At 63.1% G+C, this 26,313-nt stretch carries 20 protein-coding genes, 2 rRNA genes and 1 pseudogene (1 of these 23 only partly in view); 7 read left to right on the forward strand and 16 right to left on the reverse strand.

Annotated features, from left to right (window positions below; translation table 11 throughout):
* Both AC6I6U_RS14295 and rrf read left to right on the forward strand, forming a co-directional pair.
* Positions 1-534: ribosomal RNA gene (locus AC6I6U_RS14295) — 23S ribosomal RNA — on the forward strand; it begins 2,357 nt to the left of the window's first position.
* Between the two features lie 149 nt (positions 535-683).
* A 5S ribosomal RNA gene (gene rrf, locus AC6I6U_RS14300) occupies positions 684-799 on the forward strand.
* Positions 800-1,082: 283 nt separating this feature from the next.
* Here rrf and queD read toward each other — a convergent pair.
* A complete protein-coding gene (queD, locus tag AC6I6U_RS14305) occupies positions 1,083-1,439 on the reverse strand; it encodes a 6-carboxytetrahydropterin synthase QueD (RefSeq protein ID WP_017903546.1) in 357 nt (118 codons plus the stop codon).
* 67 nt (positions 1,440-1,506) lie between these two features.
* Entirely contained in the window at positions 1,507-2,586 is a 1,080-nt protein-coding gene (locus AC6I6U_RS14310) for a patatin-like phospholipase family protein (protein WP_497882561.1), read from the reverse strand.
* 303 nt (positions 2,587-2,889) lie between these two features.
* Between AC6I6U_RS14310 and AC6I6U_RS14315 the strand changes: the two genes are divergently transcribed.
* From AC6I6U_RS14315 to AC6I6U_RS14325, 3 genes are read left to right on the forward strand one after another with little or no spacing between them, the layout of a single operon-like run.
* Complete coding sequence (locus tag AC6I6U_RS14315) at positions 2,890-3,198, forward strand: PepSY domain-containing protein (protein ID WP_497882562.1); 309 nt, start codon at positions 2,890-2,892, stop codon at positions 3,196-3,198.
* Positions 3,198-3,866 carry a response regulator transcription factor gene (locus AC6I6U_RS14320; RefSeq protein ID WP_497882563.1) on the forward strand — a complete coding sequence of 223 codons (669 nt, stop codon included), beginning with the start codon at positions 3,198-3,200 and terminating at the stop codon, positions 3,864-3,866. The genes AC6I6U_RS14315 and AC6I6U_RS14320 overlap by 1 nt, the downstream gene beginning before the upstream one ends.
* Complete coding sequence (locus AC6I6U_RS14325) at positions 3,863-5,179, forward strand: ATP-binding protein (protein ID WP_497882564.1); 1,317 nt, start codon at positions 3,863-3,865, stop codon at positions 5,177-5,179. The genes AC6I6U_RS14320 and AC6I6U_RS14325 overlap by 4 nt, the downstream gene beginning before the upstream one ends.
* 18 nt (positions 5,180-5,197) lie before the next feature.
* Here AC6I6U_RS14325 and AC6I6U_RS14330 read toward each other — a convergent pair whose 3' ends face one another.
* The gene (locus AC6I6U_RS14330) at positions 5,198-5,953 is read right to left on the reverse strand and encodes a methyl-accepting chemotaxis protein (RefSeq protein WP_497883030.1); all 756 of its coding nucleotides are present in this window, start codon (positions 5,951-5,953) and stop codon (positions 5,198-5,200) included.
* A gap of 102 nt (positions 5,954-6,055) precedes the next feature.
* A pseudogene (locus AC6I6U_RS14335) lies at positions 6,056-7,345 on the reverse strand (PDC sensor domain-containing protein); the annotation flags it as partial.
* A gap of 295 nt (positions 7,346-7,640) precedes the next feature.
* Here AC6I6U_RS14335 and ctpM point away from each other — a divergent pair.
* Positions 7,641-9,323 (forward strand): methyl-accepting chemotaxis protein CtpM, encoded by a 1,683-nt coding sequence (gene ctpM / locus AC6I6U_RS14340; protein WP_497882565.1) that lies wholly within the window; start codon positions 7,641-7,643, stop codon positions 9,321-9,323.
* A 130-nt stretch (positions 9,324-9,453) separates the two neighbouring features.
* On the opposite strand, the gene trhP is transcribed toward ctpM, so the two are convergent.
* A complete protein-coding gene (gene trhP / locus AC6I6U_RS14345; RefSeq protein ID WP_497882566.1) occupies positions 9,454-10,782 on the reverse strand; it encodes a prephenate-dependent tRNA uridine(34) hydroxylase TrhP in 1,329 nt (442 codons plus the stop codon).
* A gap of 153 nt (positions 10,783-10,935) precedes the next feature.
* Between trhP and AC6I6U_RS14350 the strand changes: the two genes are divergently transcribed.
* Positions 10,936-12,000, forward strand: a complete 1,065-nt coding sequence (locus tag AC6I6U_RS14350; protein ID WP_497882567.1) for an AI-2E family transporter — start codon at positions 10,936-10,938, stop codon at positions 11,998-12,000.
* A 72-nt stretch (positions 12,001-12,072) separates the two neighbouring features.
* Here AC6I6U_RS14350 and AC6I6U_RS14355 read toward each other — a convergent pair whose 3' ends face one another.
* From AC6I6U_RS14355 to nuoE, 11 genes are all read right to left on the reverse strand, one after another.
* On the reverse strand, positions 12,073-14,199 hold the full coding sequence (locus AC6I6U_RS14355; RefSeq protein WP_497882568.1) for a TonB-dependent receptor family protein: 2,127 nt from the start codon (positions 14,197-14,199) through the stop codon (positions 12,073-12,075).
* 139 nt (positions 14,200-14,338) lie between these two features.
* On the reverse strand, positions 14,339-15,802 hold the full coding sequence (gene nuoN, locus AC6I6U_RS14360) for an NADH-quinone oxidoreductase subunit NuoN (protein WP_497882569.1): 1,464 nt from the start codon (positions 15,800-15,802) through the stop codon (positions 14,339-14,341).
* A 7-nt stretch (positions 15,803-15,809) separates the two neighbouring features.
* Positions 15,810-17,342 carry an NADH-quinone oxidoreductase subunit M gene (gene nuoM, locus AC6I6U_RS14365; protein ID WP_497882570.1) on the reverse strand — a complete coding sequence of 511 codons (1,533 nt, stop codon included), beginning with the start codon at positions 17,340-17,342 and terminating at the stop codon, positions 15,810-15,812.
* Positions 17,343-17,382: 40 nt separating this feature from the next.
* Positions 17,383-19,236 carry an NADH-quinone oxidoreductase subunit L gene (gene nuoL, locus AC6I6U_RS14370; RefSeq protein WP_497882571.1) on the reverse strand — a complete coding sequence of 618 codons (1,854 nt, stop codon included), beginning with the start codon at positions 19,234-19,236 and terminating at the stop codon, positions 17,383-17,385.
* Positions 19,233-19,541 carry an NADH-quinone oxidoreductase subunit NuoK gene (gene nuoK / locus AC6I6U_RS14375; RefSeq protein ID WP_017131317.1) on the reverse strand — a complete coding sequence of 103 codons (309 nt, stop codon included), beginning with the start codon at positions 19,539-19,541 and terminating at the stop codon, positions 19,233-19,235. The genes nuoL and nuoK overlap by 4 nt, the downstream gene beginning before the upstream one ends.
* Before the next feature lie 4 nt (positions 19,542-19,545).
* The gene (gene nuoJ, locus AC6I6U_RS14380; protein WP_497882572.1) at positions 19,546-20,046 is read right to left on the reverse strand and encodes an NADH-quinone oxidoreductase subunit J; all 501 of its coding nucleotides are present in this window, start codon (positions 20,044-20,046) and stop codon (positions 19,546-19,548) included.
* A 9-nt stretch (positions 20,047-20,055) separates the two neighbouring features.
* Positions 20,056-20,604: an NADH-quinone oxidoreductase subunit NuoI gene (gene nuoI, locus AC6I6U_RS14385; protein WP_032627864.1), complete on the reverse strand. Its 549-nt coding sequence runs from the start codon at positions 20,602-20,604 to the stop codon at positions 20,056-20,058.
* 11 nt (positions 20,605-20,615) lie between these two features.
* Positions 20,616-21,623, reverse strand: a complete 1,008-nt coding sequence (nuoH, locus tag AC6I6U_RS14390) for an NADH-quinone oxidoreductase subunit NuoH (RefSeq protein ID WP_497882573.1) — start codon at positions 21,621-21,623, stop codon at positions 20,616-20,618.
* Positions 21,620-24,334 (reverse strand): NADH-quinone oxidoreductase subunit NuoG, encoded by a 2,715-nt coding sequence (gene nuoG / locus AC6I6U_RS14395; protein WP_497882574.1) that lies wholly within the window; start codon positions 24,332-24,334, stop codon positions 21,620-21,622. Before nuoG ends, nuoH begins: the two co-directional genes overlap by 4 nt.
* 127 nt (positions 24,335-24,461) lie before the next feature.
* Positions 24,462-25,817 carry an NADH-quinone oxidoreductase subunit NuoF gene (gene nuoF, locus AC6I6U_RS14400; protein WP_497882575.1) on the reverse strand — a complete coding sequence of 452 codons (1,356 nt, stop codon included), beginning with the start codon at positions 25,815-25,817 and terminating at the stop codon, positions 24,462-24,464.
* A complete protein-coding gene (nuoE, locus tag AC6I6U_RS14405) occupies positions 25,814-26,311 on the reverse strand; it encodes an NADH-quinone oxidoreductase subunit NuoE (protein WP_010444604.1) in 498 nt (165 codons plus the stop codon). Before nuoE ends, nuoF begins: the two co-directional genes overlap by 4 nt.
* Positions 26,312-26,313 lie beyond the last annotated feature (2 nt).

Genomic DNA, 26,313 nt, shown 5'->3' on the forward strand with positions numbered 1-26,313 from the left:
GTACGAAAGTAGGTCTTAGTGATCCGGTGGTTCTGTATGGAAGGGCCATCGCTCAACGGATAAAAGGTACTCCGGGGATAACAGGCTGATACCGCCCAAGAGTTCATATCGACGGCGGTGTTTGGCACCTCGATGTCGGCTCATCACATCCTGGGGCTGAAGCCGGTCCCAAGGGTATGGCTGTTCGCCATTTAAAGTGGTACGCGAGCTGGGTTTAGAACGTCGTGAGACAGTTCGGTCCCTATCTGCCGTGGACGTTTGAGATTTGAGAGGGGCTGCTCCTAGTACGAGAGGACCGGAGTGGACGAACCTCTGGTGTTCCGGTTGTCACGCCAGTGGCATTGCCGGGTAGCTATGTTCGGAAAAGATAACCGCTGAAAGCATCTAAGCGGGAAACTTGCCTCAAGATGAGATCTCACTGGAACCTTGAGTTCCCTGAAGGGCCGTCGAAGACTACGACGTTGATAGGTGGGGTGTGTAAGCGCTGTGAGGCGTTGAGCTAACCCATACTAATTGCCCGTGAGGCTTGACCATATAACACCCAAGCAATTTGCGTCGAATGAGCAGATTGCGGTGTATGAAGACGAAGTGAACCGAAAGTTTGCAACGCACAAATACCTGAATCACATACCCGAATTTGCTGGAGCGTGACCCGCAAGGGCTACGAGCTGGCTACCGAATTTCTTGACGACCATAGAGCATTGGAACCACCTGATCCCATCCCGAACTCAGAAGTGAAACGATGCATCGCCGATGGTAGTGTGGGGTTTCCCCATGTGAGAGTAGGTCATCGTCAAGATTAAATTCCAAAACCCCAATTGCGAAAGCAGTTGGGGTTTTGTTTTTGTGGCGTTGGCAAGTCCGGTGCAGGACTTGAGGGCCTCTTCGCGGGCAAGCCCTGCTCCTACAGACGGGTGTCGAGCACAACCGGTATGGACGACGAAGTATTGTAGGAGCAGGGCTTGCCCGCGAAGAGGCCGCCACAACCGACACAAGACCCAACCCCCTCACCACAAGCTCCACAGGGCTAACGCCAGACATAAAAAAACCACCTCTATCGGTGGTTTTTTCAGGCTCGGGATTTACTCCCCGCGATAGATGCATCCGCTGGTGCACGTCTCGTGAATCCGGATCGCCGACAGCTCTGGCAACAGTGGCTTCAGTTCCTGCCAGATCCACTTCGCCAGGTTCTCGCTGGTAGGGTTTTCCAGCCCGGGAATATCGTTCAGGTAGTTGTGGTCCAGGCGCTCGTACAGCGGCTTGAAGATCGCCTTGATCTCGGAGAAGTCGCGAATCCAGCCGGTATGCTGGTCGATCTCGCCGCTCAGGTGGATCGCCACCTTGAAGGAGTGACCATGCAGGCGGCCACACTTGTGCCCTTCCGGCACGTGCGGCAGGCGGTGGGCAGATTCGAACGTAAACTCTTTGAAGATTTCCACGGTATTGTCAGCTCTGAAGAATGCATGCAGTACGGCAGTTTAACAGCTCCGCCGCGGGATGACCGACTCAAAGCGCCAGCAGGCGCTCGCCAAGTCGACCGTTATCGGCCAATTCGAGGAATTCGTCGCCCAGTCGCCGGCTCTCGGCCATCGCTTTGCGCCAGTAGGCCTGGCGGCCCCTGTCGTCGCCCATGTAGCGCTTGAAGTCATTACGATCTGGCAACTTGCCATGGGGCAGTCGAGCCAGGTATTCCCGCGACGGCGCCAGCAGCAACACGTTCTGCAAGCGATCCGGATTACCGCGCCGCCAGGGCAGGGTCTTGTCGAACCAGCCGGGAATGACCTTGTCGGTGAAGTGCGGATACAGCACCACATCGTCGCCGCCGTAGGGCAGGTCCAGGTGGTAGTCGAGCAGCCCACCGTCGCGATAGGTACCATCACCCACCCCGACGATGTCGCGCACGCCTTCCATGACCATCGGAATCGAGCCGGAAGCCAGCAAGCCCTGGCGCAGATTCTCCGTTGCCAGCGGCAGCACTCGCGAGGGAAAATCCTTCAGCGGTAGCAGGGGAGGGCAGAGGCGCGGGTCATGCAGGATCACCCGCTCGAAATGACGGGCCAGGCGCGCACGTCCCAGCAGATTGTCGGCGATCACCGAAGACAGACCCAGGCTGAGGCGGCCGCGATGATCGTCCGCCAGCAAGCCATGGCTTTTGACGATGACGACGTTCAGTCGGTAGCGTTCGTTGCTGAGGATCGACGCGTCCTGCCCCTCGAGCAGGTCATGCAGCATGCGCTCGCAACTGCGACTGACCTCGGCCATGGTCACGCCCTTGGCAAAGCTCTGCTCGTTGTAGAGCTGCCCAAGCCGTTCGATCCCCTGCGCGGCATCCGGCAGGCAGGCGCTGGCAAACCGCCAGGCGCCAATCGATGCACCTATCAATGAGCGCTCTCGCGGACTGGCCGGCAACCAGTGACCGAACAGTGCCAGGTCCAGCCCCTGGATGCCCAGGGCTTTCGGTCCACCAGCCGCGCCGGGCAGGGTACCGACGTCGGCGGCGTTCAGTCCGCCTTCGCGGATGCGCTGGTAGGCACGCTTGCCGGCCTTGAGGGTCAGCGCGGGATACTTGATATGGATCGCAGTCATACAGCTCTCGTTCTCTGGATAGCTGGATTATAAGGAAGGTTGTCGCGAGTGGCTGCCAGCGTGAGGAAAATGGAAGGCATGGAGATGGACTGGCAACTGCCGGGGAAATTCAGCTTCGTTTAAGTTGGGGCAGTTACCTTGAGCGAGAAAATGGCCAATTGCCATGGGCTGGATCAAGGGTGCCCAAGTGCAAGAAGGCTCCTACATTCATCGGGTAGAACTGCGTGATACTCAGGGATTTGAGTGGGAGATTGAATTGGACGCCAGTAGCGCTCAGGTTCTCAAGGACCATCAGGACAGGTAATGATCTTCAATTTGCGCGTCAGCAGTCTGTTGATGCTGGCAACTCTCTGCTCCCTGGCCTCGGCAAGGGACCTGGACCAGGACGAGGCGCTGCGCCTGCGCCAGCAAGGCACGATCCTGCCACTGGAAAACCTGCTGCAACGGGCCATGGGGCATCACCCCGGAGCGAAGTTGCTCGAGGCCGAGCTGGAAACCAAGCATGGTCACTATATCTATGAGGTCGAGTTGTTGACCCAGGCTGGTGTGGTCCGCGAGCTCAAGCTCGACGCCAGCAATGGCGATCTGTTGAAAGACGAGGAGGACGACTGATGCGCCTGTTGCTGGTAGAAGACAACGTGCCCCTGGCTGATGAGCTGCAAGCTGGCCTGGCACGCCAGGGCTATGCCGTCGATTGGCTGGCGGATGGGCGCGATGCGGCGTACCAGGGCGCTGTCGAGCCCTATGACCTGATCATTCTCGACCTTGGCCTGCCTGGCTTGCCCGGTCTTGATGTGCTGCGGCAATGGCGCGCCGGCGGGCTGACGGTGCCGGTGCTGATCCTCACCGCGCGCGACTCCTGGGCCGAGCGTATCGAGGGACTCAAGGCCGGTGCCGACGATTACCTGACCAAGCCGTTTCATCCCGAAGAACTGCAACTGCGCGTTCAATCGCTGTTGCGCCGTGCCCATGGCCAGCCGAACCAGCCGACCCTGAATGCCGCCGGCCTGCATCTGGATGAGGGCCGCCAGTGCGTCAGCCGCGACGGCGAGGCGATTCAACTGACCGCTGCCGAATTCCGCCTGCTGCGCTACTTCATGCTGCATCCCGAGCAGATTCTATCCAAGGGGCACCTGGCCGAACACCTCTACAATGGCGAGACCGAGCGGGATTCGAATGTCCTGGAGGTACACGTCAACCATCTGCGCCGCAAGCTGGGCCGCTCGGTGATCGAGACCCGGCGTGGCCAGGGTTATCTGTTCGGCGGAACCAGCGGGTGAGGTCGATTCAGCGCCGCTTGAGCCTGGGCCTGGTCAGCGTGCTGCTGGTCGTCGGCCTGGTCGTCGCGCAGACCAGTCTCTGGCTGTTCGAACTGGGCCTGCAACGCTACCTGGAGGATGGGCTGCACGCCGACAGCGAGAACCTGCTGGTCGCCCTGGTGCGCGGCCCCGATGGCTTGCAGCTGGATGAGCGACGCCTTTCGGCGGCCTACCAGAGGCCGTTTTCCGGGCATTATTTTCGAATCGACTTCGGCGACAGCCACTGGCGCTCCCGCTCGCTCTGGGACCAGGAATTGCCGGTGCCGGAGCAACCCGGACTGCACGCCAACCTGCAACTGGGGCCCGAGGCGCAGATGTTGCTGGTCTTGCGCTCGGATTACCGGCGCCTGGGGCAGGCGATCAGCATCAGCGTGGCCCAGGACTACACGCCGGTGCGGGAAAGTTTCCAGCTGATGCAACGCATCGGCCTGGGGATCGGCCTGGCGGCGTTGATCGTGATTCTGTTGTTGCAACGGCTGACCGTCCGCCGGGCACTGCGTCCCCTGGAGAACGCCCGCGAACAGATTGCCCAGTTGCAGCAGGGGACGCGCTCGCAACTGGAAGCCCAGGTGCCACTGGAGCTTGAACCACTGGTGGCGCAGATCAATCACCTGCTGGCCCATACCGAAGACAGCCTCAAGCGCTCACGCAACGCCCTGGGCAACCTTGGCCATGCGCTGAAAACCCCACTGGCGGTACTGCTGAGCCTGGCCTCTGATAGCCGGCTGGATGACCATCCCGGCCTGCGCAAGGTGCTGCGGGAACAACTGGAGCAGATCGAGCAGCGCCTGAGCCGTGAGCTGAACCGGGCACGCCTTGCCGGGGATGCCTTGCCGGGCGCGTTGTTCGACTGCGATTCGGAGCTGCCGAGCTTGCTTGCGACCTTGGGAATGATCCATGGCGAGCATCTGGCCCTGAGCCATGTGGCGCCGCCCGGCCTGCAACTGCCCTGGGACCGCGAGGATCTGCTCGAACTGCTCGGCAACCTGCTGGACAACGCTTGCAAATGGGCCGATGCCGAGGTACGCCTGGGTATCGTCGAAACGGCGGGTGGCTATCGCCTGAGTATCGAGGATGATGGTCCGGGCATTCCCGAACAGAAGCGGGACGAGGTCGTCAGCCGCGGTGCGCGGCTGGATGAGCAGACCACCGGACATGGCCTGGGACTGGGCATCGTGCGCGACATCGTCGACGCCTGGGGCGCACAGATGCGTCTGTTGAGCAGCCCTTTGGGTGGGCTGCTGGTGACGATCGACCTGCCGCGCAGAAGCTGACGCCCTGCGCGCAGGTATTCATACCCGGAACTGATCCATCAGGCCCTGTTGCTGGTTGGCCAGTTGGTTGAGCGACTGGCTGACCCGTGCCGACTCGTTGGCCTGCCCGGACAGCGACTCGGTGACATCGCGAATGGTCGCCACGTTGTTGTTGATCTCTTCGGCCACCGCGCTCTGCTCTTCCGCCGCGCTGGCGATTTGCAGGTTCATGTCGGTGATCACCGTGACCGCGTTGCCGATCTGCTGCAGGGCCGTCACGGCCTGGCTGACCTGCTCGACGCTGCCCTGGGCCTGGCGATGGCTGTTGCCCATGGAACTGACCACTTCGCGGGTGCCGCTCTGCAGTTCCTCGATGACCTGGCGGGTCTCCTCGACCGATTCCTGGGTGCGCCGTGCCAGGTTACGCACTTCATCGGCAACCACCGCAAAACCCCGGCCAGCTTCACCGGCACGAGCCGCCTCGATGGCCGCGTTGAGCGCCAGCAGGTTGGTCTGCTCGGCAATCGCCCGAATCACTTCGAGGACAGAGCCGATCTTCTCGCTGTTGGCCGCCAGCCCTTCGACCTGGCCCATGGCATCGCTCATGTCGGCGGCCAGGTGACCGATGCTGGTGGTGGTGCGGTCGATCACGGTCAATCCCTGGCGGGTCGCCTGGTCGGCATCACGGGCGGCTTGGGCCGCCTGTGCCGCGCTGCGGGCGACATCCTGGGCGGTGGCGCTCATTTCATGGGAAGCGGTGGCCACCTGATCGACCTGGCGATACTGCTGCTCCATGCCGGCGCTGGTCTGGGTGGCGATGGCGGAGGATTGGTCGGCAGTACCGCGGGCATCCTGGACCGAACGCTTCACATCGGCGATCACCGGTTGCAGTTTGTCGAGGAAGCGGTTGAACCAGCCTGCCAGTTGCCCCAGTTCGTCCTGCTTGGCGTAGTGCAGGCGACGGGTCAGGTCGCCTTCGCCACTGGCGATGTCTTCGAGCATGTGGGCCACGGCGAGAATCGGGCGGGTCACGCTGCGGGCGGTCAACCAGACCAGCAGCAGGCCGATCACCGCCGCCAGCAGGCCCAGGCCCGACTCGATCAGGGTACCGGCGGCACCACGCTCGTCAAGTTCCGCCTTGAGCGCCTCGGCCGGCCCCACCAGTACTTTCTCCGGCACATCGAGCAACACGCCCCAGGGCTTGCCGCCAGGGATCGGCTGGAAGGGCGCGAGGATCTTCAGTTGCTGGTGGGTCCGCAGGACCTGGGTCTGGGTGCTGCTGGCCAACTGCTGGATCAGCCTGGCGCCGTCGCGGCTGTCGACCTGGTCCAGGCGCTGGCTGAGCTTGCTGGCATCCGGGCTGTAGCCGGCCAGCAGGCCGACCGGGCTGAGGATGCTGACGCTGGTCTGGCCGTCGTAGAGCTTCTTGCTCGCCTGTTGGCTGACCGCTTGCAGGCTGTCGAGGTTGATGTCCACCGACAGCGAAGCGACCACCTTGCCCTCGAACTGCAACGGAAAGACGATGCTGGTCATCAGCACGGTGTGGCCGTCGATCTCGTAGAAGTAGGGTTCGATCACGCAGGGCTTTAGGGTCGTGCGCGGGCAGGTGAACCAGGTGTTGTTCGGTTGGCCGCTGGGGCCGGTGCTGGTGTCGCTCATGTCGCTTTCCGGCAGCGGCATGGCGGTCAGCGTGCCTGGGGTCGGTTGCGACCAGTAGAGGGCAAAGCGGCCCTTTTCGTTGCTGCCGAGTTCCTTCTGGCCGGCAAACAGTTCGTCCTTGCCGTCCAGCGCATTGGCCTCGAATACCAGGGATAGGCCCAGCAGGTCGGGATTGGCCTGCAGCGCAGCCTTGACCTGGCGGGTCAGGTCTTCACGCAGGTCGAAGGCGTCGAGAAAGCGCTTCTGGGCCTGTTCGCGCAGGAACAGCACCTGGCGGGCGAAGCCGTTGCCGTACTGGTAGGCATCCATGAATTGGCGGCGGATGACCAGCGCCTGGACTTCACCCTGGGCCTCGATGCGTGCCTGGGCCGCTTCGTTGAGCATCTGCATGCTCGACGCCTTGACCAGCTCCGAGCTGTGTTCCATGCGGTACAGCGAAAGGCTGACCAGCAGGGTGACGATCCCCAGCAGGCAGAGCCCGGCGAGCAGGGTGATCTTCCATTGGATGGAAAGCTGTCTGAGCGACATTGAGTGACGTCCTTATTCTTGAAATGCAGAGATTTGGAAGTTTAACGGCGTGCCGGAGATTTTCTTTATTTGAATGTTCAAATAAAAAACAATGACCTGCGTCAACAAAGGGTCGCTTTATCCCATCGAATGGATGTCGATGAAAATCGACAATACGTCTTAGACGGTCGATTTCCTGCCGGAAAAGCCGAGAATCTTGCAGCGTTTGCCTAGGTTGTACGGCCGTGCCGGTTGCTCAACTTTCCGCGTTCCGGGCCGTTAACCCGATACCTGCCTAATAACAAGAGAGCATCCCATGCGCCTGAGCCTCAAGGCCAAAGTCCTGTCCCTCGCCGTTTTGCCGGTTCTGCTGTTCGCGGTCGTGATCAGCCTCACCACCGTGTTCATCCTGCAGAACCAGGCCCGCCATGAAGTCGAGGAAACCCGCCAGCGGCTGATCGCCAATGCACGGTCCACCCTGCAAAGCTATGTCGCCGTGGCGATGACCGCGATCAAGCCGCTCTACGACGCGGCCGCGCCGGGTGACCAGGCCTCGCGCGACCAGGTCATCAAGTTGCTGTCGAGCATCAAGTACGGCAAGGACGGTTACTTCTTCGGCTACGACTCGCAGGTCGTCCGGCTCTTCAAGAGCGACAGCCCCGAGGGCTTGGGCAAGAGCTTCAAGGACACCCGTGATCCCAACGGCGTCTATGTGAACCGCGGCCTGGTCGATGTGGCCAAGGACGGTACCCATTACCTGGAATACAGTTCGCCGCTGCCGGGCAACGAATCGGTGCTGGTGCCGAAGCTGGGCTACACCGAATACCTGGCCAAGTGGGACATGGCCATTGGCTCTTCGGTCAACCTCGACGGCATCGACGCACAGGTCGAGGTGGTCCGGGCCAAGGTCAACGAGCGGATGGAAGGCGTGGTGCTGAGCATTGTCGGTGTTGCCCTGCTGGTGCTGGTGGTGATTGCAGTAGTGGGGATGCTGGTGGCCAACACCATCCTGCGGCCGCTGCTGCTGATGAAAGCCAACCTGGACGATATCGCCGCAGGCGAGGGCGACCTGACCCATCGCCTGGCAATCACCAGCCAGGACGAACTGGGGCAACTGGCGGGCTCGTTCAACCGCTTCGTCGAGAAGATCCACGGCCTGGTACGGCAGATCACCGAGATGACCGGCCAACTGACCGGGCTGGTCAGCCAGGTTTCGGACCAGGCGAACCGTTCGGAAGAGGCCATGGAACGCCAGCGTCACGAGACCGACCAGGTTGCCACGGCGATCAACCAGATGTCCTCGGCGGCCCAGGAGGTGGCGCGCAGTGCCCAGGGCGCCGCGGTCGCCGCCCAGCAGACCGACGCCGAAGGCCAGGCGGCCAAGCGCGTGGTCGATGGCAGCATCGAGCAGATTCACGCGCTGGTGAGGGATATCCGTAGCAGCGGTGTGTCGCTGGACAGCTTGCAGCAGGACGTGTCGTCGATTGTCAGCGTGCTCGGGGTGATCCGCTCGATTGCCGAGCAGACCAACCTGCTGGCCCTCAACGCAGCCATCGAGGCGGCACGTGCCGGCGAGGCCGGGCGTGGCTTCGCGGTGGTGGCTGACGAGGTGCGGGCGTTGGCCAGCCGGACCCAGCAGAGCACCCAGGAGATCCAGGGCATGATCGACCGCCTGCAGTCCGGGACACAGGCGGCGGTGGAAGCGATGCGGCGTTCCAGCGAGGCGGGTGACGGTACTTCGGTGAAGGCCAACGAAGCAGGCTCGTCGCTCGATACCATCGCGCAATTGATCGGTACCATCAACGCGATGAACGCACAGATCGCCAGTGCCGCCGAGGAGCAGACGGCAGTGGCTGAAGAGATCAACCGCAGCGTGCACCAGATCGCGGTGGCGGTGGATAACGTGGCGGACCAGACCCAACAGGGCGCGCAGACCTCCCGCAGCCTGGCGGACCTGGGGCAGCGTCTGGGCAGGCTGGTGGGGCAGTTCAGGATCTGAGTAATCCCGGTGAGCGGCGGGCTGCGGGGTGTCCCGGGAGGCCGTCGATACGGGCTATAAAGGGTGGCTGTGCAGTCCTTTCTACGACGGCTTCGCCGCCGAGCGCGGGCAAGCTCGCTCACCACAGGGGTTACTGACGGTCGCTGATGTCGCGCATCAACAAGCCGAACTCCAGTTCCACCTGGTCCGGAATCGGCAGGTACACCGTGTGCCCATCCCCCGGTGCGACCTCGATCGACTCACCGTTGCTGTTACGCAACTCCCCCAGGTCGAAATGAAAGTTGCCCTTGGGCGTCATCAGCTCCAGATGGTCGCCCAGCGCAAAGCGGTTCTTCACCTTGACCTCCGCCAGCCGCTCGCGGCGTACGCCGGTCAGTTCACCCACGAACTGCTGGCGTTCGGACACCGAGCTGCCGTTCTGGTAGTTCTGGTATTCGTCATGCACGTGCCGGCGCAGGAAGCCTTCGGTGTAGCCGCGCTGGGCGAGGGATTCGAGGTTGGTCATCAGGCCGCGGTCGAACTCGCGGCCTGCCACCGCGTCGTCGATGGCCTGGCGATAGACCTGGGTGGTCCGCGCGCAGTAGAAGTGTGACTTGGTCCGGCCTTCGATCTTCAGCGAGTGCACGCCCATGCGCGCGAGTCGCTCGACATGCTGCACCGCACGCAGGTCCTTGGCATTCATGATGTAGGTGCCATGCTCGTCCTCGAAGGCCGGCATCGATTCTTCCGGGCGATTGGCTTCCTGCAGCAGGAACACCTGGTCGGTCGGTGCCCCCAGGCCGAGGGTCGGCTCGGGTTCGAAGGCCTGGACGATCTCGCCGGTGAGGTTTTCCTCGGCCGGCTGTGCACTGTATTTCCAGCGGCAGGCGTTGGTGCAGGTGCCCTGGTTGGCGTCACGCCGATTCATGTAGCCCGACAGCAGGCAGCGCCCGGAATAGGCCATGCACAGCGCGCCATGGACGAACACTTCCAGCTCCATGTCCGGCACCTGCTGGCGGATTTCCTCGATTTCCTCCAGGGACAGTTCCCGCGACAGGATGATCCGCGTCAGCCCCATCTGCTGCCAGAACTGCACGCTGGCCCAGTTCACCGTGTTGGCCTGCACCGACAGGTGGATCGGCATCTGCGGGAAGTGCTGGCGCACCAGCATGATCAAGCCCGGATCGGACATGATCAGCGCGTCCGGCGCCATCTCGATCACCGGTGCCAGGTCCTTGAGGAAGGTCTTGAGCTTGGCGTTGTGCGGAGCGATGTTCACCACCACGTAGAAACGCTTGCCCTGGGCCTGGGCTTCACGGATGCCGAGGGCCAGGTTGGCGTGGTCGAACTCGTTGTTGCGCACCCGCAGGCTATAGCGCGGCTGGCCGGCATACACGGCATCGGCGCCGTAGGCGAAGGCATAACGCATGTTCTTGAGGGTGCCGGCCGGAGCCAGCAGTTCGGGAGCGGGAAAGGACATGGGCGGACCGTCGGCAAAAAAGTCGCGAGATTAAGTCTTCCGGTGCCGGGTTTTATTGATCTGGGTCCACACTTTGTGAACGAATCGGCGCGTTCGCCTGACTAACCCGCTGAGGGAGCACCTGCCCCTGCGTTTTCCCGACATGGACCGGACATGAGCGAAGCTTCCCTGCACAACAAATTCCTGCTGGCCCTGCTGGTGCTGGTGACCATTGCCTTCCTGTGGATTCTCCAGCCGTTCTACGGCGCGGTGTTCTGGGCCGTGATTCTCGGCATCGTTTTCGCGCCCTTGCAGCGCCGCCTGCTGCTGCGACTGAAGGCGCGGCGCAACCTGGCCTCGCTGTGCACCCTGGGCGCCTGCCTGCTGATTGCCGTGTTGCCGGTGATCGTCATCGGCGTCCTGCTGGTGCAGGAGGGGACTGCGCTGTACAAGAGCATCGAAAGCGGCCGCCTGGATATCGCCGGCCATGTGGAGCACTTCAAGCAGTTGCTGCCGGGCTCCTTCCAGCAGTTGCTCGATCGTTTCGGCATGGGTGATCTTGAAGGTCTGCAGGCCAAGGTGGTCGCAGGCGTGACCCAAGGTAGCCAGTTTCTGGCCAGTCAGGCGGTCAGCGTGGGGCAGGGCACCTTCGAGTTCGTGGTGAGCTTTTTCATCATGCTCTACCTGTTGTTTTTCTTCCTGCGCGACGGCCCGGACCTGGTACGGCGGATTCGCACGGCAGTGCCGTTGGCCGAACCGCAGAAGCGTCGTCTGCAACTGAAGTTCAACCGCGTGGTGCGCGCCACGGTGAAGGGCAACCTGGTGGTGGCCGTGACCCAGGGCGGCCTCGGCGGGCTGATCTTCTGGCTGCTGGATATTCCCAGTGCGTTGCTCTGGGCGGTGGTGATGGCGTTTCTCTCACTGCTGCCGGCGGTGGGCGCGGGGATTGTCTGGGCGCCGGTGGCCGTTTACTTCCTGTTGAGCGGGGCGATCTGGCAAGGCGTGGTGCTGGCGTTGTTCGGCGTGTTCGTGATCGGCCTGGTGGACAACCTGCTGCGGCCGATCCTGGTGGGCAAGGACACGCGCATGCCCGATTACCTGATCCTGGTCAGCACCTTGGGCGGGTTGTCGGTATTCGGGCTGAACGGTTTCGTCATCGGGCCGTTGATCGCCGCGCTGTTCCTGTCCAGTTGGGGCATTTTCACCGAGAGCAAGAAACGCGTGAGATTGCCCTCCTGAGCGTGCTGTCGGCGCGCGGCTCCTCCTGTAGACGCCGCGCTTGCCCGCGAAAGGGCCCTCACTTCGAACACATCACCTGAAACTGTACGAGACCCCGGCGTACACCCCCATGCCTTCGCCCGGCACCGAACGGGCGGCATCAGCCCCCTTGTCGTCATAGCCAGGCACCACCAGCGCGGCGTAGTGTTGGTTGGTCAGGTTGCGCAGGTCGAGCCAGGTCTGCCAGTCCTGCTTGGGCGAGGCGTAGCCGAGGGTTGCGCCAAACAGGGCATAGGATGAGGCGTAGCGGGAGTTGGCGTAGTCCACGGCCATGCGCGAGGCCACCTGGGTATTGAGACCGACGTAGACGCCGGTCGGATGGTCGTAGCGGATCTCCGCCTGGTAGTAATGCTGCGCAATGCCGGGCAGGCGGTTGTCCCCAAAGGCCCGGTCGTCGCGGTAATGGAAGTCGCTGAAGGTGTAGGCCTGGCGCAGGCTGACCTTGCCCAGTGCCGGTCGCTCCCACAGCAGGCTGTCCAGGCCGGCTTCGATGCCCTGGTGCACGGTGGGGCTGGCATTCACTTCGCCGGTGATCGGGCCTGTGGTCTGCGTGGCGGCCTGCATCTCCACGGTCAGCAGCTCATGGCGTACCGCCGAGTAGTACCAGGCCAGGTCCCACTTGCCGAGCCAGGACTCGCCGCGGCTGCCCAGTTCCAGGGTGGTGGCGGTCTGGTTCTGCAGCTTGATCGGGGTGCTTTGCAGACCGGTTGAAGCCCCATTGCCGAGGCCGAAGCGAGTTCCCGAACTCCAGATCAACGACCACGGATGGGGCGGCTCCACCGAGCGGCTGAGGTTGCCATACACCTGCAACTGCGGACTGAACTGGTAACGCAGGCCCACGCGCGGCGCGTAGTCCCAATCATGCTGGCTGACCTTGCCGCCACTGGCCGGATAACTCACATCGCTTTCTCGGCGGGTGTAGATCATCGCAAGGCCGGTGGTCAGCCAGAGGTCGGGCATCAGTTCCAGGTCATTGCTGGCATGCAGCACGTTATCCGAACCCTGGTAGCTGAAATCACGGGTCTTGGTCCCGGTCGGATAGCCTGCGGTGTTGCCGACGGGGATTCGCACATATTCCGAGGCACCGCTGTTGGGCAGGTGTTTGGTGCTGCGCCAGCCTACAGTGGTCTTGCTCTCCAGGCCGAACAGCGTGTCGCGACGGATATAGTTCAAGGTGCCGCTGACATCGGTGTAGGCCACCTTGAGGCGGTTGGGGCCTTCGCGCAGGTCCATCGGGTAGTCGTGATAGACCAGCCCCACCTCGAGCTTCGAATCGTCGTCCAGGTACATCGTCGTCTTGCTGCCCAGCCAGGTACTGCCCGGTTGCGGACGGTTGTAGTCGCGGCTGATGTAAACCGGATTGGCTGAACGCGGATGGTGCTTGATCTGTTCCTGGGTCACCCGTCCGGCCAGCTCGTTGTCGGTCTCGCGATAGCGCAAGTACAGGCGCGTTTCCAGTTCCGGGCTGAAGCGATAGCCGACATTTGCCGCGATGCCCTTGCTGCTGCCCTTGGTATGGTCCTGGTAACCGTCGTAGTCCGAGTCGGTCAGCGACACGTAGTAATCCAGGTCGCCCAGCACCTGGCCGGAACTGATCTGGCGCTTGCGATAGCCATGGCTGCCGGTTTCGTAGCGTACCTGCAGGGGCGCGGCATCTCGGCCGGTATGGGTGATGTAGTCGATGGCGCCACCCAGGGCCAGCGAGCCCTTGTCGAAACCGTTGGCCCCGCGCAGCACCTCGGCACGGCTCAGCCACAATGGCTCGAACAGTTCGTAGGGCGTGCCGCCGGGGCCGGTCAGGGGCAGGCCGTCGAACATCGTGTAGACACCCGAGCCGTGGGCACCCGGTGCGCGGTTGATGCCCGAGCCGCGAATCGACACCTTGGTGCCGTCGTTGCTGGCCGACTGGGCATACACCCCTGGCTGGTAGGCGAGCACATCCTGGTTGCTGGCGACTCGGCCATTCTCGACCTTGCCTAGGTCGACCAGGTTGCTGGCGCCGGGCACCTGTTGCAACTGCTCGCGGGCCTCATCGATCTCGCTGACCTCTTCGCTGCGTACTTGCACTTCGCCCAACTCCACGGAAGCGGGGGCAGCTTGCAACGGTGTGGCGCACAACAGTGCGAGGGGCAGCAGGGAAGAGGGGAGGGCGGTGCGCATCGATAGGGGCTCGGCGGAACAGGGCGGGCCAGCCTATAGAAGTCGAGAATGGTTCGCAACGGATTCGGCAGGCCCCTTAAAACAAAACACCCCGCCAGAGTTGCCTCGGGCGGGGTGTCGGGTGTGGCTGGCCGTTTGCTTAGCTGGCCAGTACGGCGTGTTGCACCAGCTCCAGCAGCGGTTGTGGGTATACGCCGAGGAAGAAGGCCAGGATCGCGATCGCCAGCAGCATCACGCCACCAGCACGTTGTTCCCAGTGCAGTTGGGCATCGTGACGACGCAGGTTCGGCTCGATCAGGTACAGGGTGACCATCACGCGCAGGTAGTAGAACACGCCGATGGCGCTACCGATCACCAGGGAGCCGATCAGCCACCAGTGCTGGGACTCGACACCGGTCGCGATGATGTAGAACTTGCCGATGAAGCCGGCGGTCAGCGGGATACCGGCCAGGGACAGCATCATCACGGTCAGCACGGCGGTCAGGTACGGACGGCGCCAGAACAGGCCGCGGTACTCGTACAGGGCATCCATGTCGCGACCGTTGTACGGCGAGGACATCAGGGTGATCACGCCGAAGGCACCGAGGCTGGTGACCACGTAGGTGACCAGGTACACGCCCATGGCTTCCAGCGCCAGGCCCTTGCTCGCCACCAGGGCGATCAGCAGGTAGCCGAAGTGGGCGATGGACGAGTAACCGAGCAGACGCTTGAGGTTGCTCTGGGTCAGCGCCAACAGGTTACCGACCAGGATCGACGCCACGGCGATGACCGCCAGGACGTTGCTCAGTACGCCACTGCTGGCCACCGGCGAGATCTGGAACAGGCGGATCATCACTGCGAACACGGCCACCTTGCTGGCTGTGGCCAGGAAGGCCGCTACCGGTGCCGGGGCACCTTCGTAGACGTCCGGGGTCCAGAGGTGGAACGGTACCAGCGACAGCTTGAAGCCCAGGCCGACCAGCATCATGCCCAGGCCGAGCTGGGCAATCGGGCTTGGCAGGCCGGTGGCCGCCAGTGCCTGGCCGATCCCGCTGAAGCTCAGGGTACCGGCTTCGGCGTACAGCAGGGCCATGCCGAACAGCAGGAACGCGGAACCGGCAGCCGACAGCACCATGTACTTGATACCGGCTTCCAGCGAACGCTTGTTGAAGAACGCATAGGCCACCAGGCCGTAGACCGGTACCGACAGCAGTTCCAGGCCGATGAACAGGCTGGCCAGGTGTTGCGCGCTGACCAGCACCAGGCCGCCGGCGGCAGCCATCAGGATCAGCAGGTACAGTTCTTCACGGTTGCCCGGGTAGCCCGGACCGCCTTCACCCAGGTAGGCGTGGGCGAGGGTGACGCAGGCCAGGGTGGCGACCAGGATCAGCGCCATGTACAGGCAGGCGAAGTCGTCGACCTGGATCAGCGACGTCACCGCCAGCGGGGCGACTTTCAGGGCTGGCAGGATCGACAGCAGCGCCAGGTTGAGACCGGCACAGGACAGCAGGAAGGTCTGTGAGTGGTTACGACGCCAGGCGATCGCCAGCATCACCACGATAATGGTGAGGCTGGTGATCAACAGCGGCGCCAGCGCGATAAAGTGTTGAATCGTGAATTCCATAGCGCTCTTACCGGGCCGAAGCGAGTTGAGTGAAGGCGGTGCCGAGCCACTGCTGCACGCCATGCATGGTGGCGGCAGAGGTGTCGAGGAACGGTTGCGGGTACACGCCGAGGTAGATCAGCAGTACCGCAAGGCCGAGCACCATGGTCAGTTCACGACCGTCCATGCCGTGCAGCACTTCATCCGACTTGGCCGGGCCGAAGTAGGCGCGGTGGATCATGATCAGCGAGTAGACCGAACCGAACACCAGGCCGGACGTGGCGATGGCGGTGATCCATGGCGCGCTGACGAAGGTACCGATCAGGATCAGGAACTCGCCGACGAAGTTGCCGGTGCCCGGCAGCCCCAGGGAGGCGGCGGCGAAGAACAGGCTGATGGCCGGCAGGTAGGCGATCTTCGACCACAGGCCGCCCATTTCACGCATGTCGCGGGTGTGGGTGCGCTCGTACAGTTGGCCGCTGAGGATAAACAGTGCCGCTGCCGACACGCCATGGGCCAGCATCTGGATCACCGCGCCTTGCAGGGCCTGCTGGCTGCCGGAGTAGATGCCGATCAGCACGAAGCCCATGTGCGAGACGCTGGAGAAGGCGATCAGGCGCTTGATGTCGGTCTGGGCGAAGGCCAGGAAGGCACCGTAGAAGATCCCGATCAGACCCAGGGTCATGGCGATCGGCGCGAATTCGGCCGAGGCATTCGGGAACAGCGGCAGGGCGAAACGCAGCAGGCCGTAGGCCGCGGTCTTCAGCAGGATACCGGCGAGGTCGACGGAACCTGCGGTGGGCGCCTGGGCGTGGGCATCCGGCAGCCAGGAGTGGAACGGTACCACCGGCAGCTTCACCGCGAAGGCGATGAAGAAGCCGAGCATCAGCAGGTACTCGACGCCGTGGGACATCTTGGTCTTCAGCAGGTCGGCGTAGTTGAAGGTGATCACGCCGGTGTTGTTGAAGTTCACCAGGACCAGGCCGAGGATCGCCACCAGCATGATCAGGCCGGAAGCCTGGGTGAAGATGAAGAACTTGGTTGCCGCGTAGATCCGGGTCTTCTTGCCATCGGAGGAGCTGTGACCCCAGAGCGCGATGAGGAAATACATCGGCACCAACATCATTTCCCAGAAGAAGAAGAACATGAACAGGTCGAGGGCGAGGAACACGCCGACGACACCGCCCAGGATCCACATCAGGTTCAGGTGGAAGAAGCCCACGTGGCGCTGGATCTCTTTCCACGAGCAGAGTACCGAGAGGATACCCAGCAGGCCGGTCAGCAGGATCATCAGCAGCGACAGGCCGTCGAGGGCCAGGTGCACGTTGATGCCGAAGCGCTGGATCCAGACGTGCTTGAACTCGATGGCCCAGGTCGGATCGGCGCCAGGCGCCGGTGCCAGGTGGTAGTCCCCGTGGGCCCACAGCCAGAGGCCGAGGGCGAGTTCGAGGGACATGGTCAGCAGCGCAATCCAGCGGGGGAGGGTGGCGCTGGTGCGCTCACCCAGCCAGCACAGCAGGCCGCCGATGAAGGGGATCAGGATTAGCCAAGGCAGAATCATGACGGGCTCAATTCCTTTCGCAATGTCGCAAGGTTCATAGTCAGACCGCTACCAGTACGATGGCGCCGAGCACCACGACTGCACCAGCGGCGATCGACGCGGCATACCAACGCAGTTGACCGGTCTCGCTACGGCTCAGGGCGGTGTGACCACCCTTGGCCAGGCGCGGGATCAGGCCGATGGTCTGGTCGAGCGGGTCTTTGCGCAGCACATGGCTGATCGCCAGGTAAGGCTTGACGAACAGTTTGTCGTAGATCCAGTCGAAGCCCCAGGCAGCGAACCACCAGGCCGAGAGGATGCGTCCGATGCCGCTGTTGGCGACTGCGCTGACGAAGCGGCGCTTGCCGAGGAACAGCAGGGCGGCCAGCAGGATACCGGCCAGGGCAATGGCGCCCGAGGCGATTTCCAGGCTGTGCTTGGCTTCGCCGCCAGCATGGCCGGCGCTTTCCGGCAGCACGCCGGCCAGTGGTGGATGAATCCAGGCACCGACGAAGGTCGACAGCACGATCAGCACGCCCAGCGGCAGCCAATGGGAAATCCCGTGGCCGGCATGGGCTTCGGTCTTGGCTTCGCCGTGGAAGGCGATGAAGATCAGGCGGAAGGTGTACAGCGAGGTCATGAACGCACCGACCAGGCCAGCGTAGAGCAGGCCATGGTTACCACTGGCGAACGCTTCCCAGAGGATTTCGTCCTTGGAGTAGAAACCGGCGGTGACGATCGGCAGGGCGGCCAGGGCGGCACCACCGACGATGAAGCTGGCGTAGGCCAACGGCAGTTTCTTCCACAGGCCGCCCATCTTGAAGATGTTCTGCTCGTGGTGGCAGGCAACGATCACCGCACCGGAGGCAAGGAACAGCAGGGCCTTGAAGAAGGCGTGGGTCATCAGGTGGAAGATCGCGCCTTCCCAGGCACCGACGCCCAGGGCCAGGAACATGTAGCCGATCTGGCTCATGGTCGAGTAGGCGAGGATCCGCTTGATGTCGGTCTGCACCAGGGCGGCAAAGCCGGCCAGGACCAGGGTCACGCCACCGACGATACCAACGAGATGCAGGATATCCGGTGCCAGGGCGAACAGGCCGTGGGTACGGGCGATCAGGTAGACACCGGCGGTCACCATGGTCGCGGCGTGGATCAGTGCCGAAACCGGGGTAGGACCGGCCATCGCGTCGGCCAGCCAGGTCTGCAGTGGCAACTGGGCCGATTTACCGACCGCACCGCCCAGCAGCAGCAGGGTTGCCAGGACGATCCAGAAGTCGCCGACCTTGAAGTGCTCGGGTGCCTTGACCAGCAGTTCCTGTATGTTCAGCGTGCCCAGCTGTTGGAACAGGATGAACAGGCCGATGGCCATGAACACGTCGCCGATCCGGGTGACGATGAAGGCTTTCAGTGCCGCGTTACCGTTGTTGCGGTTGCTGTAGTAGAAACCGATCAACAGGTAGGAACACAGGCCCACGCCTTCCCAGCCGAAGTACAGGAACAGCAGGTTATCGCCGAGCACCAGGAACAGCATGCTGGCGATGAACAGGTTGGTGTAGGAGAAGAAACGCGAGTAGCCGTCCTCACCACGCATGTACCAGGAGGCGAACAGGTGGATCAGGAAACCCACCCCGACCACCACGCCGAGCATGGTCACCGACAGGCCGTCGATGTACAGGGCGAAGTTGGGGGCGAAGCCGTCCACCGACATCCACTGCCACAGCACCAGGGTGTAGTGGCCGCCTTCCGGCGGGGCGACGTTGAACTGCCAGATCACGTAGGCGGCAACGATCGCCGACAGGCCGATGGAGCCGACGCCGATCAGGGCCGAAAGGTTTTCCGAGAAGCGTCCACGGGAGAACGACAGCAGCAGGAAACCGATCAGGGGAAATACGAAAGTCAGAAAGATCATGTTCATCCGCGCATCTCACTGGCAGCGTCGATATCGAGCGTGTGGAAGCGGCGATACAGTTGCAGCAGGATCGCCAGACCGATACTGGCCTCGGCGGCTGCCAGGCTGATCACCAGGATGAACATGATCTGTCCATCCGGCTGCGCCCAGCGTGCGCCCGCGACGATGAATGCCAGTGCGGCGGCGTTCATCATCACTTCCAGGCTCATCAGCACGAAGAGAATGTTGCGGCGGACCATCAGGCCGACCAGGCCGAGGCAGAACAGGATGCCGGCGACGGCCAGGCCATGTTCCAGAGGGATAGCAGGCATCGTATTACTCCTTCGCCTCGTTGCGGCCCAGGTGGAAAGCCGTGATGGCTGCAGCGAGCAGCAGCATCGAGGCCAGTTCGACGACCAGCAGGTACGGACCGAACAGGCTGATGCCCACGGCCTTGGCGCCTACGGTGGTTTGACCGATGGCCACGCCGCTGCTGTGGCTGAACAGCACGTACACCAGTTCGGCCAGCAGCAGGGCGGCGAGAATCACCGGCCCGATCCAGATCCCGGGCTTGAGCCAGTCGCGTTCCTGCAGCACCGAAGCCGGACCGAGGTTGAGCATCATCACCACGAAGACGAACAGCACCATGATGGCGCCAGCATAGGCGATCACTTCCAGGGCGCCGGCGAACGGTGCGCCGAGGCTGAAGAAGGTCATCGCCACGGCGATCAGCGAAATGATCAGGTAGAGCAGGGCGTGCACGGGGTTGGTGTTGGTGATCACGCGAAGCGTGGACACAACCGCGATACCCGATGCGAAATAGAAAGCGAATTCCATCGTTCTTCCTTAAGGCAGCAAGCTCTTCACGTTGATCGGCTCGGCTTCGTTCTGGGCGGCACCTTTCGGCTTCCCGGCAACAGCCATACCTGCAACACGATAGAAGTTGTAGTCAGGGTTCTTGCCGGGGCCGGAGATCAGCAGATCTTCTTTCTCGTACACCAGGTCCTGACGCTTGAACTCGGCCATTTCGAAATCCGGTGTCAGCTGGATCGCGGTGGTCGGGCAGGCTTCCTCGCAGAGGCCGCAGAAAATGCAGCGCGAGAAGTTGATGCGGAAGAACTCCGGGTACCAACGACCGTCGTCGGTCTCGGCCTTCTGCAGCGAGATGCAACCGACCGGGCACGCCACGGCGCACAGGTTGCACGCCACGCAGCGCTCTTCACCATCGGGGTCGCGGGTCAGGACGATACGGCCGCGATAGCGCGGCGGCAGATAGACCGCTTCTTCCGGGTATTGCAGGGTGTCACGCTTGCGAAAGCCATGGCCGAAAACCATCACCAGGCTTCGCAGTTGGGTACCGGTACCCTTAACGATGTCGCCAATATATTTGAACATGGGTCAAATCCTCACTGAACCGCGCCGGCAGGCGTGTTCAACAACACGACCGCAGCGGTCACCAGCATATTGATCAGGGTCAGTGGCAGGCAGAATTTCCAGCTGAAGTCCATCACCTGGTCATACCGTGGGCGCGGGATCGAGGCGCGCAGCAGGATGAACATCATGATGAAGAACGCGGTCTTCAGGGCGAACCAGACGAACGACAGTTGCGGCAGGATGCCGAACGGACCGTGCCAGCCACCGAAGAACAGGGTGACCAGCAGCGCCGAGATCAGAATGATGCCGATGTATTCACCCACGAAGAACATGCCCCATTTCATGCCGGCATATTCAATGTGGTAACCGTCGGCCAGTTCCTGTTCCGCTTCCGGCTGGTCGAAGGGGTGACGGTGAGTCACGGCCACGCCAGCGATGAAGAAGGTCAGAAAACCGAAGATCTGCGGGATGACGAACCACAGGTGCTGGGCCTGGTACTCGACGATGTCGCGCATGTTGAACGAGCCGACCTGGACCACGATGCCCATCAGCGACAGGCCCATGAACACTTCGTACGACACGGTCTGGGCCGAAGCCCGCAGGCTGCCGAGCAGGGCGTACTTGTTGCTGCTCGACCAACCGGCGAACAGCACCGCGTACACCGACAGGCCGGCCATGGCGAAGAAGAACAGCAGGCCGATGTTCAGGTCCGCGACACCCCAGGTCGGGGTGATCGGGATGATCGCGAAGGCGATCAGCAGGGCGCTCATGGCCACGACCGGTGCCAGGGTGAAGATCACCTTGTCGGCGAACGGTGGCGTCCAGTCTTCCTTGAAGAACATCTTCAGCATGTCGGCAGCGATCTGGAACATGCCGAACGGGCCAACGCGGTTCGGACCGTAGCGGTCCTGCCACCAGCCCAGCAGGCGACGTTCGACGAAGCTCAGCAGTGCGCCGCAGACCACCACGGCCAGCAGGACCACGATGGCCTTGATGACCGTGAGGATCACGTCAATCACTTCAGGTGTGAACCAGGTCATTGAGCTGCCTCCTGCAGACCGTCAACGGATTTGCCGAAAATCGCCGGCGGGATACCGGCAAGGCCAGCCGGCAGGGCCACCAGGCCAGCGCCCAGTTCTTCATTGATACGCAGCGGCAGGCGCAGGGTAGTGCCGGCCACGTTGAGGCTCAGCAGTGCACCGTCGTTGACGCCCAGGCGGTCCGCTTCGGACTTGGCCAGCGCGACATAGGCGGCCGGGATACGTTCCTGCACCGGTGCGGCTTTCGAGGAATTTTCCTCGCTGCCGAACAGATGATAGAACGGTACTGCCTGCCAGGTGCCGCGCGATGGCGAGAATGCCGCTGGAACACTGGCGAACCAGCCCAGGTTGTCACCGCGGCTTTCGATCAGGCGCACGCCCGGGTCACCGGCACGGATATGCCCACCGACTTCGTCCTGGAACTTGTTCCAGGCCTGTGGCGAGTTCCAGCCCGGCGACCAGGCGAACGGCACCTGCTGGCGCGGTTCGGCGGAGCCCGAGTAGCCTTCCATGGAGAAGGCGAACGCGGTGTCCTGGTCCTGCGGGGTCCGTGGCTCGTGCACGCTGATGTTGGCGCGCATGGCGGTACGACCGGAGTAGCGCAGCGGTTCGCGCGCCAGTTTCAGGCCCTTGATGCGGAACGCGGCGGATGGCGCGGCGTCGACGATGCCGGCCAGTTGCGGCGCGTTGGCAGCGCAGGCCGCCGTGACGTGGTCCAGCTGGGTCCAGTCCACCGGCTTGTTCAGCAGGGTGGCGCGCAGGGCATGCAGCCAGCGCCAGCCTTCGTGAACCAGGATGCTGGCGTCCATGTATTGCGGGTCGAAGACCTGGAAGAAACGCTGGGCGCGACCTTCCTGGCTGACCAGGGTGCCGTCGCCTTCGGCAAAGCTCGCTGCCGGCAGCACCAGGTGGGCGCGGTCGGTGGTGGCGGTCTTCTGGTGGTCGGCGACGATCACCACCTTGGCGGCGCTCAGTGCGGCGTCGACCTTGGCGGCATCGGTGCGGGTGAACAGATCGTTTTCCAGCACGACGATGGCGTCGGCACGGCCAGCGATCACCGCGTCCAGGGCGGCATCGACGGACTCGCCACCGAACATGGCCAGGCCGAGGCTGTTGGCCTCAGGCACGACCAGGCTGATGGAGCCTTCCTTCTCGCGCAGTTTCAGGGCCTTGGCGATGTTCGCCGCGGCCTCGATCAATGCATTGGAACCCAGGGAGGTGCCGGCGATGACCAGTGGGCGCTTGGCCGCGAGCAGGGCGTCGGCAATACGCTGGGCCAGTTCGCGGGCTTCGCTGTCCAGGCCTTCCACTGCTGGCGCGCTGGCGTCCAGGGCGTGGGCCACGGCGAAGCCGATACGAGCCAGGTCATCGGGAGCGGCGTGTACGCATTCTTCGGCGACGTCGTCGAGCTTGGTTTCAGCCAGGCTGGCGATGAACAGCGGGTTCAGCGCGTTCTGGCCGATGTTTTTCACCGCGGCGTTGAGCCATGGCTGGACGCGCATCGCGTCGGCCATCTCTTCGGCCTTGCCCTTGACCGACTGGCGCAGGGCCAGTGCCAGGCGGGCGGCGGTCTGGGTCAGGTCTTCGCCGAGAACGAACACCGCGTCGTGGTCTTCGATGTCGCGCAGGTTCGGCACGGGCAGCGGGCTGTCCTTCAGAACCTGCAGCACCAGGCGGATACGCTCCAGCTCGGCGGCTTCGATACCCGAGTAGAAGTGCTCGGCACCGACCAGTTCCAGCAGCGCGTAGTTGCTTTCCAGGCTGGCGCGGGGCGAACCGATACCGACGATGTTGCGACCGCGCAGCAGGTCGGCGGCCTTGTCCAGGGCGTTGTCCAGGCTCAACTTGCTGCCGTCGGCCAGCAGTGGCTGGCGTGGACGGTCGGCGCGGTTGACGTAGCCATAACCGAAGCGGCCACGGTCGCACAGGAAGTACTGGTTCACCGAACCGTTGAAGCGGTTCTCGATGCGACGCAGTTCGCCATAACGCTCGCCGGGGCTGATGTTGCAACCGCTGGAGCAGCCATGGCAGATGCTCGGGGCGAACTGCATGTCCCACTTGCGGTTGTAGCGTTCGGAGTGGGTCTTGTCGGTGAACACACCGGTCGGGCAGACCTCGGTGAGGTTGCCGGAGAACTCGCTTTCCAGGGTGCCGTCTTCGACGCGACCGAAGTACACGTTGTCATGGGCACCGAACACGCCCAGGTCGGTACCGCCGGCGTAGTCCTTGTAGAAGCGTACGCAACGGTAGCAGGCGATGCAGCGGTTCATCTCGTGGGAAATGAACGGGCCGAGGTCCTGGTTCTGGTGGGTGCGCTTGGTGAAGCGATACCGGCGCTCGTTGTGGCCGGTCATCACGGTCATGTCTTGCAGGTGGCAGTGACCGCCTTCCTCGCAGACCGGGCAGTCGTGCGGGTGGTTGGTCATCAGCCATTCGACGACGCTGGCGCGGAACGCCTTGGATTCGTCGTCGTCGATGGAGATCCAGGTGTTGTCGGTAGCGGGGGTCATGCAGGACATGACGATACGACCACGGGTGTCGTTCTCGTCGTTGTACTGCTTGACCGCGCACTGGCGACAGGCACCGACGCTACCAAGAGCGGGGTGCCAGCAGAAATAAGGAATGTCGAGGCCTAGCGACAGACATGCCTGTAACAGGTTGTCTGCCCCGTTGACTTCGAGCGCCTTGCCGTCTACGTGGATAGTGGCCATGGTTCAAAGTTCTTCGTTGGCCCGCGTCTGCGGGCGTGGCTAATGGAATCCTGTACTCGCCTGGCGCATCGAGGTGCGGCTTCAGACGAGGAAGAGGGCGGCACGGACCGCCCCCCTTCGATACTTGTTATGCGCCGACTACGATCGGCCGTGCCAAAGGCGGGACGGCAGCACCTGCGGGGGCGATGCCGGCCTCGAACTCCGGACGGAAATATTTGATTGCGCTGCCCAATGGCTCCACGGCGCCCGGTGCGTGAGCACAGAAGGTCTTGCCTGGGCCGAGGAAACCGACCAGACCCAGCAGGGTCTCGATGTCGCCGGCCTGGCCCTGGCCTTTCTCCAGGGCGCGCAGCAGCTTGACGCTCCACGGCAGGCCATCGCGGCAAGGGGTGCAGAAACCGCACGACTCACGGGCGAAGAACTCTTCCATGTTGCGCAGCAGCGAAACCATGTTGACGCTGTCGTCGACTGCCATGGCCAGGCCGGTACCCATCCGGGTGCCGACCTTGGCGATGCCGCCGGCGTACATCTGGGCGTCCAGGTGTTCGGGCAGCAGGAAACCGGTACCGGCGCCGCCAGGCTGCCAGCACTTGAGCTTGAAGCCGTCGCGCATGCCGCCAGCGTAGTCTTCGAACAATTCGCGGGCGGTGACGCCGAACGGCAGTTCCCACAGGCCGGGGTTCTTCACCTTGCCGGAGAAGCCCATCAGCTTGGTGCCGTGGTCCTCGCTGCCTTCGCGGGCGAGGGACTTGTACCAGTCGACGCCGTTGCCGATGATCGCTGGCACGTTGCACAGGGTCTCGACGTTGTTCACGCAGGTCGGCTTGCCCCAGACGCCAACGGCGGCGGGGAAGGGCGGCTTGGAGCGCGGGTTGGCGCGGCGGCCTTCGAGGGAGTTGATCAGTGCGGTTTCTTCACCGCAGATGTAGCGCCCGGCACCGGTGTGGACGAACAGCTCGAAGTCGAAGCCGCTGCCGAGGATGTTCTTGCCCAAAAGGCCCGCGGCCTTGGCTTCTTCCACGGCACGGTTGAGGTGCTTGGCAGCGGTGACGTACTCGCCGCGCAGGAAGATATAGCCACGGTAGGTCTTCAGCGCACGGGCGCTGATCAGCATGCCTTCGATCAGTTGATGGGGCAGTTGCTCCATCAGCATGCGGTCCTTCCAGGTGTTGGGCTCCATTTCATCCGCGTTGCACAGCAGGTAGCGGATGTTCATGGATTCGTCTTTGGGCATCAGGCCCCACTTGACCCCGGTGGGGAAGCCCGCACCGCCACGGCCCTTGAGGCCGGAGTCCTTCACGGTCTGGACGATATCGTCGCCAGCCATGTCGGCAAAGGCCTTGCGCGCGGCGGCGTAGCCGTTCTTCGCCTGGTACTCGTCGAGCCACACGGGCTCGGCGTCGTCACGCAGGCGCCAGGTCAGCGGGTGGGTTTCTGCTGTGCGCGCGATGCGGTTGGCAGGGCCGAAGGAAGTCAGGGTCATACGTAGCCCTCCAGCAGTTTGTCGACGCCGGCGGCGGTCACGTCGCCGAAGGTGTCGTCATCGATCATCAGGGCCGGGGCCTTGTCGCAGTTGCCCAGGCAGCACACCGGCAGCAGGGTGAAGCGGCCGTCGGCCGTGGTCTGGCCGAGGCCGATGCCCAGCTTGCTCTGGATTTCGCTGACCACCGATTCGTGGCCACCGATGTAGCAGACCATGCTGTCGCAGACGCGAATGATGTGGCGACCGACCGGCTGGCGGAAGATCTGGCTGTAGAAGGTGGCCACGCCTTCGACGTCGCTGGCCGGAATGCCGAGGATCTCGCCGATGGCGTAGAGCGCGCCGTCAGGCACCCAGCCACGTTCCTTCTGGACGATCTTCAGGGCTTCGATGGACGCCGCGCGCGGGTCCTCGTAGTGGTGCAACTCGTGCTCGATGGCCGAGCGCTCGGTTTCGCTGAGGACGAAACGGTCTGTCTGGATGAGCGTGCTGTTCATGC

This window comes from Pseudomonas sp. UTLPPB19802 (assembly GCF_059730225.1).